Raw genomic sequence first — 12,834 nt, 5'->3', positions numbered from 1 at the left:
CATGGGCGCTCATCGTGCCAGTTGCCAGAGACAGATCGCTAGGCATCACCTGGCTTACGACCTTGCATTTCTGGGACGGAGCCGGAACGCGAGATACTGGTTGAAAGCTTCGTGGCTGTCGGGGGCGAAGCTCCACTCCAGCAGGGCCTGCCGCAGCTCCGGCTCGGTCAGCCAGCCATGCCAAGCGATCTCATCAGGATCAGCGGCCACGGCGTCCGGCACCACGGCTTCGTGAACGCCGAGCCAGTGAGGGCTCAAACCGCAGCGGTTGAGGAACGTGAACAGCAAGCGCGGCTGCACACGAACGCCCAGCTCTTCGGCCAGCTCCCGCGCGGCGGCCTGCTCATAGGACGCACCGACATCCACGGCGCCACCGACCACGACCTCATAGAGCCCGGGGAAGCGCGACAGTTGTTCCGACCGCCGGGTAACGATGATCCGCCCACCCTCATCACGACACACCGTCACGGCGACCCGGTGCAGCCACCCCTCCCGAACTGCCTGCCGGCGACTGACCACCCCCAGGACACGATCCTGATCATCGACGCGCTCCACCAGTTCGTCCACGCCGCACACCCTGGCACAGCCCACTGACAGTGCCACTTCTCGGAACCTGGTCGGTTCTCAAACAATCACTGAGCTTGTGCTTTATGGTCTGAGCCGCCTGAAAGCGTGTGGCAAGGCCCATCCAGCTCCTGAGTAGGGTTGTGGCCATCGCCAAGGGACTGGGGCGGATGCCCAAGGCGGATCTGGACAGCGGCGTCGAGGACGCGACGATGCTCATCCTGGAGTGGCTCGGCGAGCAGGGTGTAGGTGCCATGATCCGGGTCGACGCGGAGCGGATGCGTGACGGTCAGCCGGCGTGGACATTCGCAGCTTCTGGTGGGCCTCTGGATGGTGGGATGAGGGCCGATGGGGCCTCGGCCGCCGAGTGCATGGGCAGGGCATTGCTTGGGTTGCGAGAAGCCGGGCTGGTCGTTCCCTTCTGAAGCCGTGTGGCTATGTCGATGACTTCGGGGTTCTGACACAGATCTTGGGGAGCGGTCGCGGAGGGTTACTGAAGCAGGATCATTTTGCGGAGTAGTTCGAATCCGGCTCGGCCGTAGGGCTGCCTTTTGATCTTCTTGATGCGGTTCACGGCGCCCTCGACGCTGCCGGAGCTCCACTCCAGGGTGAGTCCGGCTGTCACGGCGTCGAGATCTCGGAGCAAGTGGAGTGCTAAGCCGGTGAGGCCGGGCAGTTGGCTGGTATCGACGGCGTCGATCCAGGCGGGGAGCCTGGCCTCGTGGCGGTGGCTGAGGATCTCGCCGAAGTCGCGGATATGCCCGGCGGCCGTGTCCAGTTCGGGGCAGTGGGCCAGGACCTCCTTCAGGTCGGCGCGGTCGTCTTCGCTTTGAACCCGCCTTTCATCCTTCGGCCGCCCTGCGACGGTGGAGGGTCAACGTGATCGTCTTCGTGCAGGCCGAGCTGCCCTGTAGTCCAGCTGCCCCGTCGTGGAGCCGTGGGTAGGCTCTGCCGCGCAGGAGGTGCCATGGAGCCGGTGGGTGGGCCTGGTGCAGGGTGTAAGTACGCCATGACCAGTGACGAGGATGATGAGTTTTGGGGGTTCGTGCAGGACGCCGAGGGGCTGTTCGATCCTCACGAAGACGGTCTGCGGCGGGTTGAACTCCTGGGATGCTCGCCCGAGGGAGAGTTCCTGACCAGCCTCGATCGTCTGGGGAGCCGGGGAGCGACGGCAGGCGGGGCCCATCTGTCGTTCCTCGATGCCGAGGGCATCAAGATGGGTTCCTACTTCGTCAGCGGTCTGACCGCGACGGCTGCGAGGCCGTCAGTCCACGGCGACGGGTTGTTCGATATCGAGGTGCGCCTGTGGTGCGATCAGCTGCTCCCTGGGTCGGCGGCAGTCTGGGACCTACTCCGAACAGGAAAGTTGAACCGCAAGGGCATGTGGGGTGACCTGGACGCGGGAGGCCGGAAGGCCTGGTTGTCCGTTGCACTGTGGTCTCGTGAGTACCAGCGTCGGGGACAGCCCGAAGACCGCCCGCCGGGCCAGGTGTTCACCCTGGACGGCCGGCAAGTCGTCGATATCAACGGCTTCTACTGCGCGCTGGGAGAGGCCATCAACGGTCCCAGCGGGTACTTCGGATGGAACCTCGCTGCCGTGGACGACTGCCTGAGAGGAGGCTTCGGCGCCAAGCCCCCGTTCACCCTGGAATGGCTGCACTCGAATGCCGACAGCTCAGGCCTGATCAGCGCTCCCGCCGCGGACAGCGACACTGCCGCCGATATCCAGGTTCTCCTTGAGATCTTTGCCGACCACGACATCGACGTCCTCATGCGGTGAACAGGAGGAAGAAGGCTTGAGCGGAGATCGGCACTCGTTCATCAAGCGGCCTTCAGAGGAGGTTGCGGGCGTGGCATGGCGGCGTTCGGCTGGGTCAGGCGGCGGGTCATGAGTGTGATCGCGGCGATGGTGAGCATCGCTTCGGCGTGTTCAGGCAGTGTCTCGTAGTCGCGGACATTGCGGCGGGCATGGAGCCACCACGCCAGGCTTCGCTCGACCACCCAGCGGACCGGCAGGAGGACGAAGCCCTTGGCGGACTTGGGGCGGCTGACTGTCTTGAGGGTGAGGCCAAGGAACGACTTGGCCCAGGTGACGAGAGTGCCCGCGTAGATCGAGTCGGCCCAGACGACCGTGATCTGCGGGTGCATGAGGCGCAGGCGGAAGAGGACTTCGCGGGCGGCGACGCTGTCGTGGACGCTACCGGGCGTCACCATCACGAACAGCAGCAAGCCGCGAGTGTCGACCACGATGTGTCTCTTGCGGCCCGGCATGTTCTTGCCCGGATCGTAGTCGGAAGTGGCTTTCGGGACGGTGGCCGTGACCTTGACGGTCTGGGAGTCGATCACGGCGGCCACGCTGTTCGGGTAGGTGCCGGCCTGACGGCGTACTCGCCGTCGCAGCTGGTCACGGATGAGGTTGAACACGCCCCGGCGGATCCAGCGGCTGTAGAAGCCGAACACCGTCTTGAACGGCGGGTAGTCGTGCGGCAGGGCCCTCCACTTGCAGCCCGTGTCGACGACGTAGCGGATCGCGTCGACGACCAGGAGCTCGCCTGTAAGCAGGTGACTGGTCCCGTGGTGCCCTCTGGTTGGTCAACTGCACTGGTGTCACGATGAGTTGGCGGTGCGGCGATGGGGGCGTGTGTGCAGGCTGACAGGCGGCGGATCCAGACGGCGGTGCTGGGTAGTGCGGACTCGGATGAGCCGCTGATGCTGCCGATGGAGGCGATCGAGCTGGATGCTTTCCGCTACCGCTGCGAGGGTGCGACCTACTGGTGCGGCACCCTCCTCGAGGGCTGCGGCGGTCAGCTGACCACGAAGCTGTGCACGGACCGCGCCTGTCATTTCGCTCATCACCCGGACCCGGACGGGCTGCCCCACGTGTGCGGGCGCCGCGCCCGTGGCGTGAACAGCGCAGATCACCTCTATGTGCGCTCGGCGGCCGCGGCCTGGCTCGCCGGCCGCGGCCAGCAGGCCAGCTTCGAGTACACCGCCGCTGCGGGAGGGCGGCTCGGTTCCGTGGTCGATATCCGCTGGCCGCGCGGCACTCTGCGGGTGTACTTGGACCGGTCGGTGGCGCCGGTGTGGGACGACGGTCTGGAGCCGGTGCTCGGCCTGGGGGTTCCGGTCGACCGGGACACACTGATCGAGCGCTGGTACGTGCACCGGATCCGTCTGGACAGCGAGGGCACGAGCAGGAGGGTGTGGATCGGCACGGAGGCCTTCGCGCGGCCCACCGAGTGGTTCGCCCTGGAGGAATGCGAGGTGACCGAGCGCGGGCTGTCGACGCCGGCGGTTCAGCGGATCGTCCAGGCCCGCAGCGCGTCGGCGCCCGCGAAGTGGACGCCGGGCCAGAAGGCGGAGTCGGCCCCCGACATGAGGGCGCGGGAGCTGTTGCGCAAGCTGCTCTACGCCCGCCGGATCGAGTCCATCGCCCTGGCGGAGGCGGTGTGCCGCGAGATACCGGAGCTCGCCGGGGTGAGCCCGCGGCTGCATGAGCAGCTGGATGGCGCCCTGCGCTCCGGCCTTCTCTGGCTGGAGAAGGAGGTCGGAGCCCGCCGGGGGCTGTTCGCCAGCCTGGAACAGGCAGTGACCGAGCAGCGGGTCCACAGGGTCGAAAAGCTTCTGGGGCAGGCCAAGACGGCCGCCAAGCAAGGGAGTTCCGGCGAGGAGCGCGGCGTGATTACCGCGGCCGCCGACTTCCTGGCCGCCGTCACGGCGGCCAGGAACAAGCGGCTCAACGCCCTCCTCGCTGAACTTGACCAGCTTCCCGCCGACCCGGACCCCGGCGTGCTGCGTTCCAAGGTCTGTGAGCTGCTTCGGGCGGCGAGCGTGGCAGGCAGTCTCGGGCCGCAGCGGCACGCGAAGATCGAGGTCTGGCGGGAGCGACTGCACCGCCTGGGAGAGGGGAAGCGGCTTCCGCAGCTCCATAAGCAGGTGTCCCGGAAGAGGTGGCTGGAGAGACCCTGTCCGCGCTGCGGGGCAGAGCAGAGCCAGCAGTGTGCCATCGACGCCACACCGGATGTGGTGCGACGGGTGCCGCACGACGAGCGGCTGAAGCCGATCATCAAGGAACGCCAGGAGCGGCAACGGGCCCGGCGCCCGTGGCGGGTGTACGAGGTGACATGCCCTGACTGCGGCCAGGGACCTGAGCAGCGGTGCACCACTGCTGGAGGCCCGCACCGTGCACGGATCGAACTGGCCCAGGAGTACACCCGGCTCAAGGAGGCCCGGCCGTAGAGGACTGCCGAGTCCCGCACGGATCAGAGGTCCAGGACGGCGCAGAGCGCCTGGTCGACGCGGGACATCACGGCGGGGTCGACGTCGCCGCGGCGGGTGGCGTCGGTGAAGCGCGCGGTGCGCAGCTGCTGCAGGTTCACCGCGACGGCCGTGCAGGCGACGGGGGTGTCGATGACGACGGACATCGCGGTGTCGGGGTAGCGGCCGGGCGGGTGCAGCACGATCGCGAGGACCGCGCCGTACGCCTCATCCAGGCCGGGTTCGGCTGGTTCCCCGTCGTCGCCGCGCGAGCCGTGACGGCGACCTTCTACCAACCACCAACCCCAGTTGCCCCTTGACCGAAGACATAGGGGCCCCGGCAAGCGACGGGGGAGTTCGACGACGTCGCGGACGCCCAGGAAGTTCCTCTGCAGGAGCCCGGACCAGCTGAGTTCTCCTAGGTCAGACCGCAGTTATCACTCTCCGTAATTATTGTGACACGGTTCATGTTGCCTGTGGGGAGCTCTCCTCATTACCTTCAAGATCATGAAGCCTGGCTTGACCAGCCGGGCGAGAACATGGGGAGAAACGTGAAGTCTGCAGTCAAGGCTGGCGTGGCAGTGAGCGCGATGCTTCTCACCGTGGGGGCGGCCGGATCGGCCTTCGCTTCTGACGTGCCACCCAGCGACGAGGTGAATGTTCCTTCCGGGGCCACGGAAGGTTTCGTGCCGGGTGCTGACACGATAGTCAAGCGTAATGTGGCTGCTGGAGAGATTCCCGCCGAAGGTGCGGGTGACCTCATGGGCGGTTCGGAGGCCAAACGTGCCGCCACGATGAAGGTGAAGAAGGTTAAATATCAGGGTGAGCTGTGCGGGCTCAGGAAGATTCAGAAGACCAGCGGTAGAGGTAAGACCACTCTGGTGATGACTGTCTCGAAAAGCGTTTCTTCCGAGGTGAGCACAGAAGTCGGTATCGACTACAAAATTGTCTCAGCCGCAGTCGGCTTCAAGGTGACGAAGAGTTACACCGTCGAGGACCAGACGCGCTTTGAGGTGCCCAAGAATAAGTTCGGCTACATCGAGGCCTACCCCCTGTACGACAAGTACACGTTCTCCATCTACAAGGGGACGAAGAAAAAGGGTGAGGGCACTGCGCTCCGGCCTGTGGGCGTCTGCTTTAATCAGTGGGCTAGCTGACCCTGGCGTGTTGTAGCAGTGGGAAGGACCCCGTTGAACCGAAGTACGCTTGCGCTCGTCGTGGCCTGTGCCGGCCTCGGGGAGGTCCTCTCTGCCTGCAGCTCCGGAAGCAGCGCCCCGGAGAGGTCTGCGAGTTCGGCTGCACCATCCGGAACGTCGCGCCTGCTGAGCCTTCCGCGTGTTTCACTGAATTCCGATGTCTTCGCAGATCTCGATGAGGGGTCTCCCGCGGAAAAGCGACGGGTTGTCGGCGAGGTGCACGTTGGTGAGAACCGCGTCGTACTGTACGCGGAGAAAGAATCATGCGGCGTGCTTGTCGTTCCTGACGGCGACCCGGAACGCGACATCCTGCATCTCCGAACGGCCTGGCCCGAGAAAGATGAAGGGACAATCGAGATCCCTCATGGACCATACCTGAAATCGTCGGGTTCCGGCTCTCACGGGAGTAAGATTTGGGCGTCACTGTCATGCGCAAAAGACGCGATGGTAGTGAACTACACCGCACCTTCCCTGCAGGGGAAGACGCGCCATCGCGGAGCGGTGTCGGTAGCGTCAAAATCCGCAGGGAAACCGGAATTGGCAATGGTGGTGGCTCCGAATGACAAGCGAGCTGGAATTCTCTCTTCGGTAACGTCTCGTCAGCCATGAGATGAGTACTGAATCTGATGCTGTTGGTCAAGCCGCTCTTCGGCATCTGACCCCGACAGTATTCGGATTCAGCGAAACGCCGCCCCGGATGGTGCCGCAGCCGTTTGACGTCTCGCGGACCACGTGTAATTCGCACTCCTGCAACTCCCCGGGGCGGCCAATGGCCGGTGTCCTTGGCGTGCGCGGTGTGCCGGTACAACCAAGCGCAGCGGGGCAGGGAACAGGATACGCGGCGGGTGTCGGATCTGTCCGCGCGGGCCGACGCGTCCACGAAGGCGACGCTGCGCAGCCACGCGCAGCTCCTGGCCGAAGAGGCCGACAAGGCGGGCCAGCACCTCACCGCGGTCCAGCGCCACGAGGTCGATCGGTGGGTGAGGCGCGACCACAACGCGCAGAACGGTATCGCCCTCGCGGCACCGGCACACCCTGCGGGCCAGGGGCCGGCGTCGTCGAAGCCCGGCACCGCCGCAGGCACCGGCAAAGGGAAGCCGGCCGTGCACACGGTCACGGTGTGGGTGTGGAAGGGCCGCTACGGAGGCCTCCGCGCCGACCATCAGACCCGTCCCGAAGCGGCCGTCCGGCACGTGCCGCTGCCCAACGACACCGGCCCGCTGCAGCGCCTGTACGGCAACCTCACCCGCATGATCGTTGAGCGGGAAGCCGCCGATGGTCCCGTGCACACCCAGCGAGGCACGCTGCCCGTGCGGCTCTGAGAGACCAGCGGCAGCTACCTGGCCGCCAGCATCACCCGGCGCAAGGGCGCCACCGTCGCACCGGTGACGCTTCCGGTAGAGCTGGAGCCCTTGCGTGAGCTGCACGACAAGGTGGCGGCGCAGATGAAGGCCCGCGGGATTCCCCCAGGAACTGCAGGGCGCCCGCGCGGTCGCCGAGCGCCTGCTCGCCCGCTGTGAGCAGGCCGCGGACGCGCCACCCGGTGGCCTGCCGCACTTCGGTGACGCGGTCGGGGCACTGTGCCACCAGGCCATGCACTACGAGCGCAAGACCGGGGCACTGGCCTGGCGCTACGCGAGTGCCGACGTGATGGTCGCCTTCACGTTGTGGCGTCGCATGGCCGATGGGCAGCCGCCCCTGAGCGAGGAGGTCCTGGCCGCTACGGCGAAGTGCCGCATCCGCCCGTGCTGCTGGTGTTCAACCGCATCGGCGAGCGCAACCCCAATCGCACCGTCCCGCGTCTGCAAGAGCTGACCCGTCACCTGTGGCAGGGGGAGCGGCAGCGCGGCGGCCACCATCTCTACGACGGGAAGATCCCGGTCGTCGCCGTCGGGCTGGGCAATCTTGGCGAGCACGGACCGGCCGGCCCCGTGTTCCTCCGCTTCGGCCGCGGCCACATGGAGCCGCTCCTGGAGGCGATCGGCAACCCGCGCCTCGAGGCTGCCGGCACCCGCGAGGCAGAAGAGTCCAGGGCCGGTCAGGTGGAGTACCAGGCACAGATATGGCGGGCGGCCCAGGAGCAGGCGGCCGAGCGCGAGGCCCGCCGTCTCGTCTGCACCGGATGCGGGGCGAAGTTCACCGATGCCCGCTGGGAGGCGGCACAGCCGACGGACTGGAGCACCCCGAAGGACTCGCACCCGCACCTGTGCGACGACTGCAAGCAGAGGGACAGCGCGGCCGCCGTCGGCCCGGCGGCCGCTACGCGGGAGCACCAGGAGCCGCGGCGCGCGGACGTGGGGCCGCACGACTTCCGGCGGAACCCCCGGCGCCCCGTCTGCACCCAGTGCGGTGCCGACTTCACCGACGAACGGTGGCGGGCGACCGAGCGCGTCGGTTGGGGCAGCACGGCCCAAGAGTCCCGACCGACGCTGTGCGGGGACTGCGACCAGCGGCACGAGACCGACTGGAAGCAAGCCTGGCCCGCCGCGAGCCGGGACCAGGAGCAGGCCGTGTCTGAGCAGAAGGCCACCGGCTGGCTCTCACGTCTGCGCCGTTAAGCCGGGCATCCTGTCGGCGGGGCGGACAAGCCCAAGGCCCTCCTGGGCAAGCCCGTGCCGTCGGTGACGGCCGGACGATGGGTCCCGGGACTGGTGAATCACCCAGCGGTGTCAACTCGCCAGCGGGTAGCGTCCCGGGCCAGGCACCTCGATGTGAACGCCGATGAGGCGTGGGAGCGGCTGCGGGCCAGCCGCTGGAAGCCACCTGGCAGGGCCAACGGCGGATCCCGCCGCAAGACCTACGCGGCGGCTCTGGAACAGACCGAGCAGATGTTCCGAGCCGCCGCCATCGTGGGTCCCGCTACGCGTCCTCTCCAGGTCTTCTACGGCCTGAGCCAGGCCGGACGGATCGCTGTGCCCTTTTCCAGCCTGGCTACGCCCGTTACATCCCGTTTCAAGCGGAGTGGGCAGGTGACTCGCTGCACACAAGTGCAGCTTCGAGGCCCTCCGTTGCGCTCGCTGCTCCGCTCATCCCCGTCGCTGCCCTCGGGTCGCGTGCCGTCAAGGCCGTGACCGTTCCGGCCGGGGCTGATGTGAGCGCCGCAGCTCTGTCTGTCGGGTGCCGGTCGTTCCGTTGCCGCTGGGTGTCCGCAGGTCCGGAGGCGGCTGGTCCGGTGATGGAGCCGGGTTCCGCGGATTCGTCGGCGTCCGAGAATGTCCGCGCTCGGCCAGCTACGGTCGCGCCTCGCCGTCGGAGTGGCGCGACGCTCTGCGCGTCCTTCTCCGGGGTGCCCCGGTGAACACTGCGGCCGCATCTTCTTCGCGTTGGTCGGGCGCCTCGGCGACGGAGCTCTCGGCGTCGTTGGTTCCTGCTGATGACCAGGTGGTGTCGAAGACCAGGTCGCGCCGGTCTGGCCCACGGCGATGGCTCCGGTCCGTCGAGTGGCTCGTTGCTCAGGGGCTTCATCCGCGGGCGTCGGCAACGACGTTGATGGTCGCGCGGGACCTGGCGGCGCGGATGGACTACGACACCGGTGTGGTCCGGTACTGCCTTGAGGGCATGGTGGACCGACTGGAGCTGTCGCGCGCGACGATCAGCCGGCATGTGGCGTATCTGCGCGAGGTGGGGTCGCTGGTATGGGCGGAGCGCGGTAGCCGAACCAATGTGCGCCGGGCCGCCGGGCTCGGCGGCTACGCCGCTACGGCGACCCTGTACGCGGCGGTGATCCCGGCCGCGTACGACCTCGCGCTCGGCCACACCATCGTCGGCTCCGGGTACACGGCCCGGATCGTGGTGGACCAGCGGGACCCCGGCCCCGCGGCTGCCGGGTCTGGGTCTGTGGATAACTCGCCTGTGGATAACCGCTGCTCAGGCGGCCTTGAGACCCCTTCCCTGACGGTGGTTAATGAGGTGGGTCAGGTGCAGATGAGGGGTGGTAAAGACGTTTCTACCGAGCAGGCTCGGACAGCCGATTCCACAACCCGCCGCTCGAAGCGCACGCTTACGATCCTCGGATACAAGATCACTGCCGATCGGATCGACCGCGCACGCAAATTCGCCGTCTCCGTAAGGCCGCTGGTGAACTGGACTCAGGGCGCCACACACGATCAGCTGTCCTGGGTCCTGCTCGACCTGGTTGCCAAGGACTGGTCCCGGACGCAGATCCTGGTGTGGCTGCGTGACCTCGGTCAGGAACTCGGTGTCGGACGCTGGCGGCCCAGGTTCCCTCACCGGGTCATCGCTGCAGCCCTGCGACGCCAGGACAAGGCAGAGGCCGAGCGCGCCTCGACACATGGCCCGGACTATGACGAGGTCCTCCAACGCGCTGTTCCACCCAACGATGCGTTCCAGAGGACCACCCGGAGGGTCCGGGCAGATCCTGCCGCCGGGGAGACCTGTACGGAGTACGCCCAGGTGGAGGACGTACCCATGAACAAGTGGGAAATGAGCCTGCTACGCGACGCCGTGAAGACCACCCCGGAACTGGTGCTGGCGGCCGCGCGGATCTCCGGGCGGGAGGCAGCCGTACGCACCTACGGCACCGAGGGCGCCCGCATCCTCGACCTGCACGCCGAGTTCCAGACCGCCGGATTCTCCGGACCTCCTGTCCAGTGACTCGTCGATCCCCACTGTCTGAAGCAGGTGTGACGGCGCTGATCGAGACGGGGCCGTTGCCCTGCCGTGATGTGGCGTCATCCGGGTGAACCACCCCGTCCGCCTCAGGGCTTCTGGCGCGCCGAGCTGCCCCGAGCTGTCCCAACCCGAAGGATTGGGCGGCGGAAGGAAGGACGACAGAGTGAGGCATCTGCGCGCAGGGCGTCGTTGGACGATTCGTCTGGTGCCCTATGGCCGCCCCGCAGCCGGGGTGTGTGTCATCGACTGCTCCGACCCCACCTGCACACCGCTCCCGCAGCGCTTTCGCGACCCAACCCTGGCCCGCACTGCCGCACTGCAGCACGTACGCGAGCACGTCGCTCGGATCCAACTCGCTGAGCGCGCATCCTGCGGCTGCCGGGCACACCAGTGTGACTGGCACGCCACGCGGCCTGTGCCGCTGTGCCACGAGCAGATGCGGCTCGTCCTGGTGCCCGATGTGCTGGGACGGCTGTGGATGATCGCCGAAGTATGTGCGGGATGCGCGAAGGCGATTCCGAGAGCCAAGGTGCTCCAGGCACAGGCAGCGCCGCCTCCGCGGCGCACCCCTGCCAACTGCCCGGTCTGCCAGGAAGAGTGCTCCGACACCACGCTTCGCGAAGACCAGCCGGAGGGGGCCAAGGACCTAGCCCCGGCAGCCACGGGCGAGGGCCGGCAGGCAGTGGACGGGGAACGTGAGGTGGGCCCGGCCCCGCAGGGCTGGTCCCCGCCCGCGCGCTACACCAGCATCGTCGACTCCGCCCTCGAAGCCCTCGCCGAGGCCCGCGCCGGAGCCAGCGCCGAGGCCCGCCTCCTGGCGCTCGTTGCGATGCTGCGCCACCGCAACGACCACACGGCACGCTTCATCGCCGAGGACTTCACCGACGACCGTGCGGGCCTGAGCGAGGCGGCGCTGGAAGACCTCATCGCCGGTGCCTGGATCCACACCTCCGTCGCGGCCGTGCGTGCTGCCACCGTCGGTTTGCCCGCCGCCGTGTGCCCCGTGCCCGCGCTGGCGCTGCTGTGGAAGCAGACCGGCCTCGGACGCCATCTCCGTAAACCTTTCAGTGGGTGGGTAAACCGGCTGATCGCCGACGAACGGCTCTACGCCCAGCCGGCAGGCGTACGCCTGGCCGCCCTCTACCTGACAGCCCATAGCACCGTCGATGGCCGCGGCCACGCCAACCGCCGCACCATGGCAGCCCGCTGCCGCTTCTCCTCCCCCTCGGTCACCGACGCCGTGCTACAGACCCTGCAGCGCACCGGCTGGCTGCAGGCCCTCCACCTCAACACCGGCTGGAACGCATCACCTGCCTACCGCCTCGCCCAGCAGGTTCGCCACCACATCCCCGGCGCGGCTCCCCTCACCGCCCGCCCCACCCCGACCGTCATCGCTCTCACCGGTCGCGGGAGTGATCTCGCGGCTGCCGCACACACCTACCACCAGCACCACCGCCACCCCATGCCGCTGCGCGACCTCGTCGCCCAGTTCAGTCATGAGAACCCCCAGGCCCTCTGGAGCGCCGAAACCCTACGCACCGCCGTCCAGGGCCTTGTTGCCGAGGGCTGGCTCGACATCGGCCAGGACTCCTGGTCCAGCGTCCGCCCCGGCAGCGCGTACTGGGAGACTCTTCAGCCGCCAGCCCCACGCCCTGCCACCAGCAGCTCCCGCTCCAGACACGCCTTGTCGCCCCGGACGGACCGGCCCCGCCCACCACGCCAGCCACGAGTAGAACCACCACCAGGGCTCTCCCCCCACGGTCGCGGACCCCAGCTGCCCCTTCACACCGCGCCGCGCCGCCCCATCGTCCCGGCTGACGCAGACGATCCGGCACGCCCCCGCGGAATCTGGACGATCCCCGGCGCCCGCGAGATCCTTGGTACACCCCCTCAGCCACCTCGCCCGGCGCAGTGTGATTGATGGCCTGTGCGCAGGCCCTGCATGGGGCCGTGCAGAGATGCGGCGACTGCGCGCGGGCCAGGGCCCGACGCGGCTTCGACGAGCGAGTCGAACGCCGCCACGGTGAACGCCGTGCCCCGCAGGGACCTGGCGAACCTTCAGGATCGAGGCCCAGGACGCGGTTGTCGTCGCTAGTGCTGTGACCGCAAAGGTTCACCGGCCTGGGGCATGTGTCTTCCTTTGGCTGAGCAGACGTTCAGGTGCACTCGCGCAGGGAGACCGTCG

General features: G+C 67.8%; 11 protein-coding genes and 2 pseudogenes. 9 read left to right on the top strand and 4 right to left on the bottom strand.

Annotated features, from left to right (window positions below; genetic code table 11):
• Positions 1–54 precede the first annotated feature (54 nt).
• Complete coding sequence (locus tag ACIO9J_RS41640) at positions 55–576, bottom strand: NUDIX domain-containing protein (RefSeq protein ID WP_402010818.1); 522 nt, start codon at positions 574–576, stop codon at positions 55–57.
• A gap of 131 nt (positions 577–707) precedes the next feature.
• On the opposite strand from ACIO9J_RS41640, the gene ACIO9J_RS41635 reads away from it, so the two are divergent.
• Positions 708–989 carry a hypothetical protein gene (locus ACIO9J_RS41635; RefSeq protein WP_402010735.1) on the top strand — a complete coding sequence of 94 codons (282 nt, stop codon included), beginning with the start codon at positions 708–710 and terminating at the stop codon, positions 987–989.
• 65 nt (positions 990–1,054) lie between these two features.
• Here the strand turns inward: ACIO9J_RS41635 and ACIO9J_RS41630 are convergent.
• Positions 1,055–1,378: pseudogene (locus tag ACIO9J_RS41630) on the bottom strand (transposase); the annotation flags it as partial.
• 195 nt (positions 1,379–1,573) lie between these two features.
• Between ACIO9J_RS41630 and ACIO9J_RS41625 the strand changes: the two are divergent.
• Entirely contained in the window at positions 1,574–2,344 is a 771-nt protein-coding gene (locus ACIO9J_RS41625) for a barstar family protein (protein WP_402010734.1), read from the top strand.
• 89 nt (positions 2,345–2,433) lie between these two features.
• Here ACIO9J_RS41625 and ACIO9J_RS41620 read toward each other — a convergent pair.
• Positions 2,434–3,105: pseudogene (locus tag ACIO9J_RS41620) on the bottom strand (IS5 family transposase); the annotation flags it as partial.
• A gap of 102 nt (positions 3,106–3,207) precedes the next feature.
• Between ACIO9J_RS41620 and ACIO9J_RS41615 the strand changes: the two are divergent.
• Positions 3,208–4,803, top strand: coding sequence for a hypothetical protein (locus tag ACIO9J_RS41615; protein WP_402010732.1), 1,596 nt, complete (start codon positions 3,208–3,210; stop codon positions 4,801–4,803).
• A 23-nt stretch (positions 4,804–4,826) separates the two neighbouring features.
• Here ACIO9J_RS41615 and ACIO9J_RS41610 read toward each other — a convergent pair whose 3' ends face one another.
• Positions 4,827–5,117, bottom strand: coding sequence for a hypothetical protein (locus ACIO9J_RS41610; protein ID WP_402010730.1), 291 nt, complete (start codon positions 5,115–5,117; stop codon positions 4,827–4,829).
• 255 nt (positions 5,118–5,372) lie between these two features.
• Between ACIO9J_RS41610 and ACIO9J_RS41605 the strand changes: the two genes are divergently transcribed.
• From ACIO9J_RS41605 to ACIO9J_RS41580, 6 genes are all read left to right on the top strand, one after another.
• Positions 5,373–5,978, top strand: a complete 606-nt coding sequence (locus ACIO9J_RS41605) for a hypothetical protein (protein WP_402010728.1) — start codon at positions 5,373–5,375, stop codon at positions 5,976–5,978.
• Between the two features lie 884 nt (positions 5,979–6,862).
• Complete coding sequence (locus ACIO9J_RS41600; RefSeq protein ID WP_402010726.1) at positions 6,863–7,339, top strand: hypothetical protein; 477 nt, start codon at positions 6,863–6,865, stop codon at positions 7,337–7,339.
• A gap of 423 nt (positions 7,340–7,762) precedes the next feature.
• Positions 7,763–8,575, top strand: coding sequence for a hypothetical protein (locus ACIO9J_RS41595; protein ID WP_402010724.1), 813 nt, complete (start codon positions 7,763–7,765; stop codon positions 8,573–8,575).
• Positions 8,576–8,629: 54 nt separating this feature from the next.
• Positions 8,630–9,088: a YaaC family protein gene (locus ACIO9J_RS41590; RefSeq protein WP_402010722.1), complete on the top strand. Its 459-nt coding sequence runs from the start codon at positions 8,630–8,632 to the stop codon at positions 9,086–9,088.
• Between the two features lie 445 nt (positions 9,089–9,533).
• Positions 9,534–10,631 (top strand): hypothetical protein, encoded by a 1,098-nt coding sequence (locus ACIO9J_RS41585; RefSeq protein WP_402010720.1) that lies wholly within the window; start codon positions 9,534–9,536, stop codon positions 10,629–10,631.
• 454 nt (positions 10,632–11,085) lie between these two features.
• The gene (locus tag ACIO9J_RS41580) at positions 11,086–12,570 is read left to right on the top strand and encodes a hypothetical protein (RefSeq protein ID WP_402010718.1); all 1,485 of its coding nucleotides are present in this window, start codon (positions 11,086–11,088) and stop codon (positions 12,568–12,570) included.
• Positions 12,571–12,834: the final 264 nt, after the last annotated feature.

The sequence above is a fragment of the Streptomyces sp. NPDC087300 genome, assembly GCF_044744425.1.
Lineage (GTDB): Bacteria > Actinomycetota > Actinomycetes > Streptomycetales > Streptomycetaceae > Streptomyces.
This window is presented reverse-complemented; position numbering and strand designations above follow the sequence as displayed.

Coding starts and splice junctions, on each gene's coding strand:
- ACIO9J_RS41585 (WP_402010720.1), top strand. CDS start 9,534: ATGGACTACGACACCGGTGTGGTCCGGTACTGCCTTGAGGGCATGGTG.
- ACIO9J_RS41625 (WP_402010734.1), top strand. CDS start 1,574: ATGACCAGTGACGAGGATGATGAGTTTTGGGGGTTCGTGCAGGACGCC.
- ACIO9J_RS41580 (WP_402010718.1), top strand. CDS start 11,086: ATGCGGCTCGTCCTGGTGCCCGATGTGCTGGGACGGCTGTGGATGATC.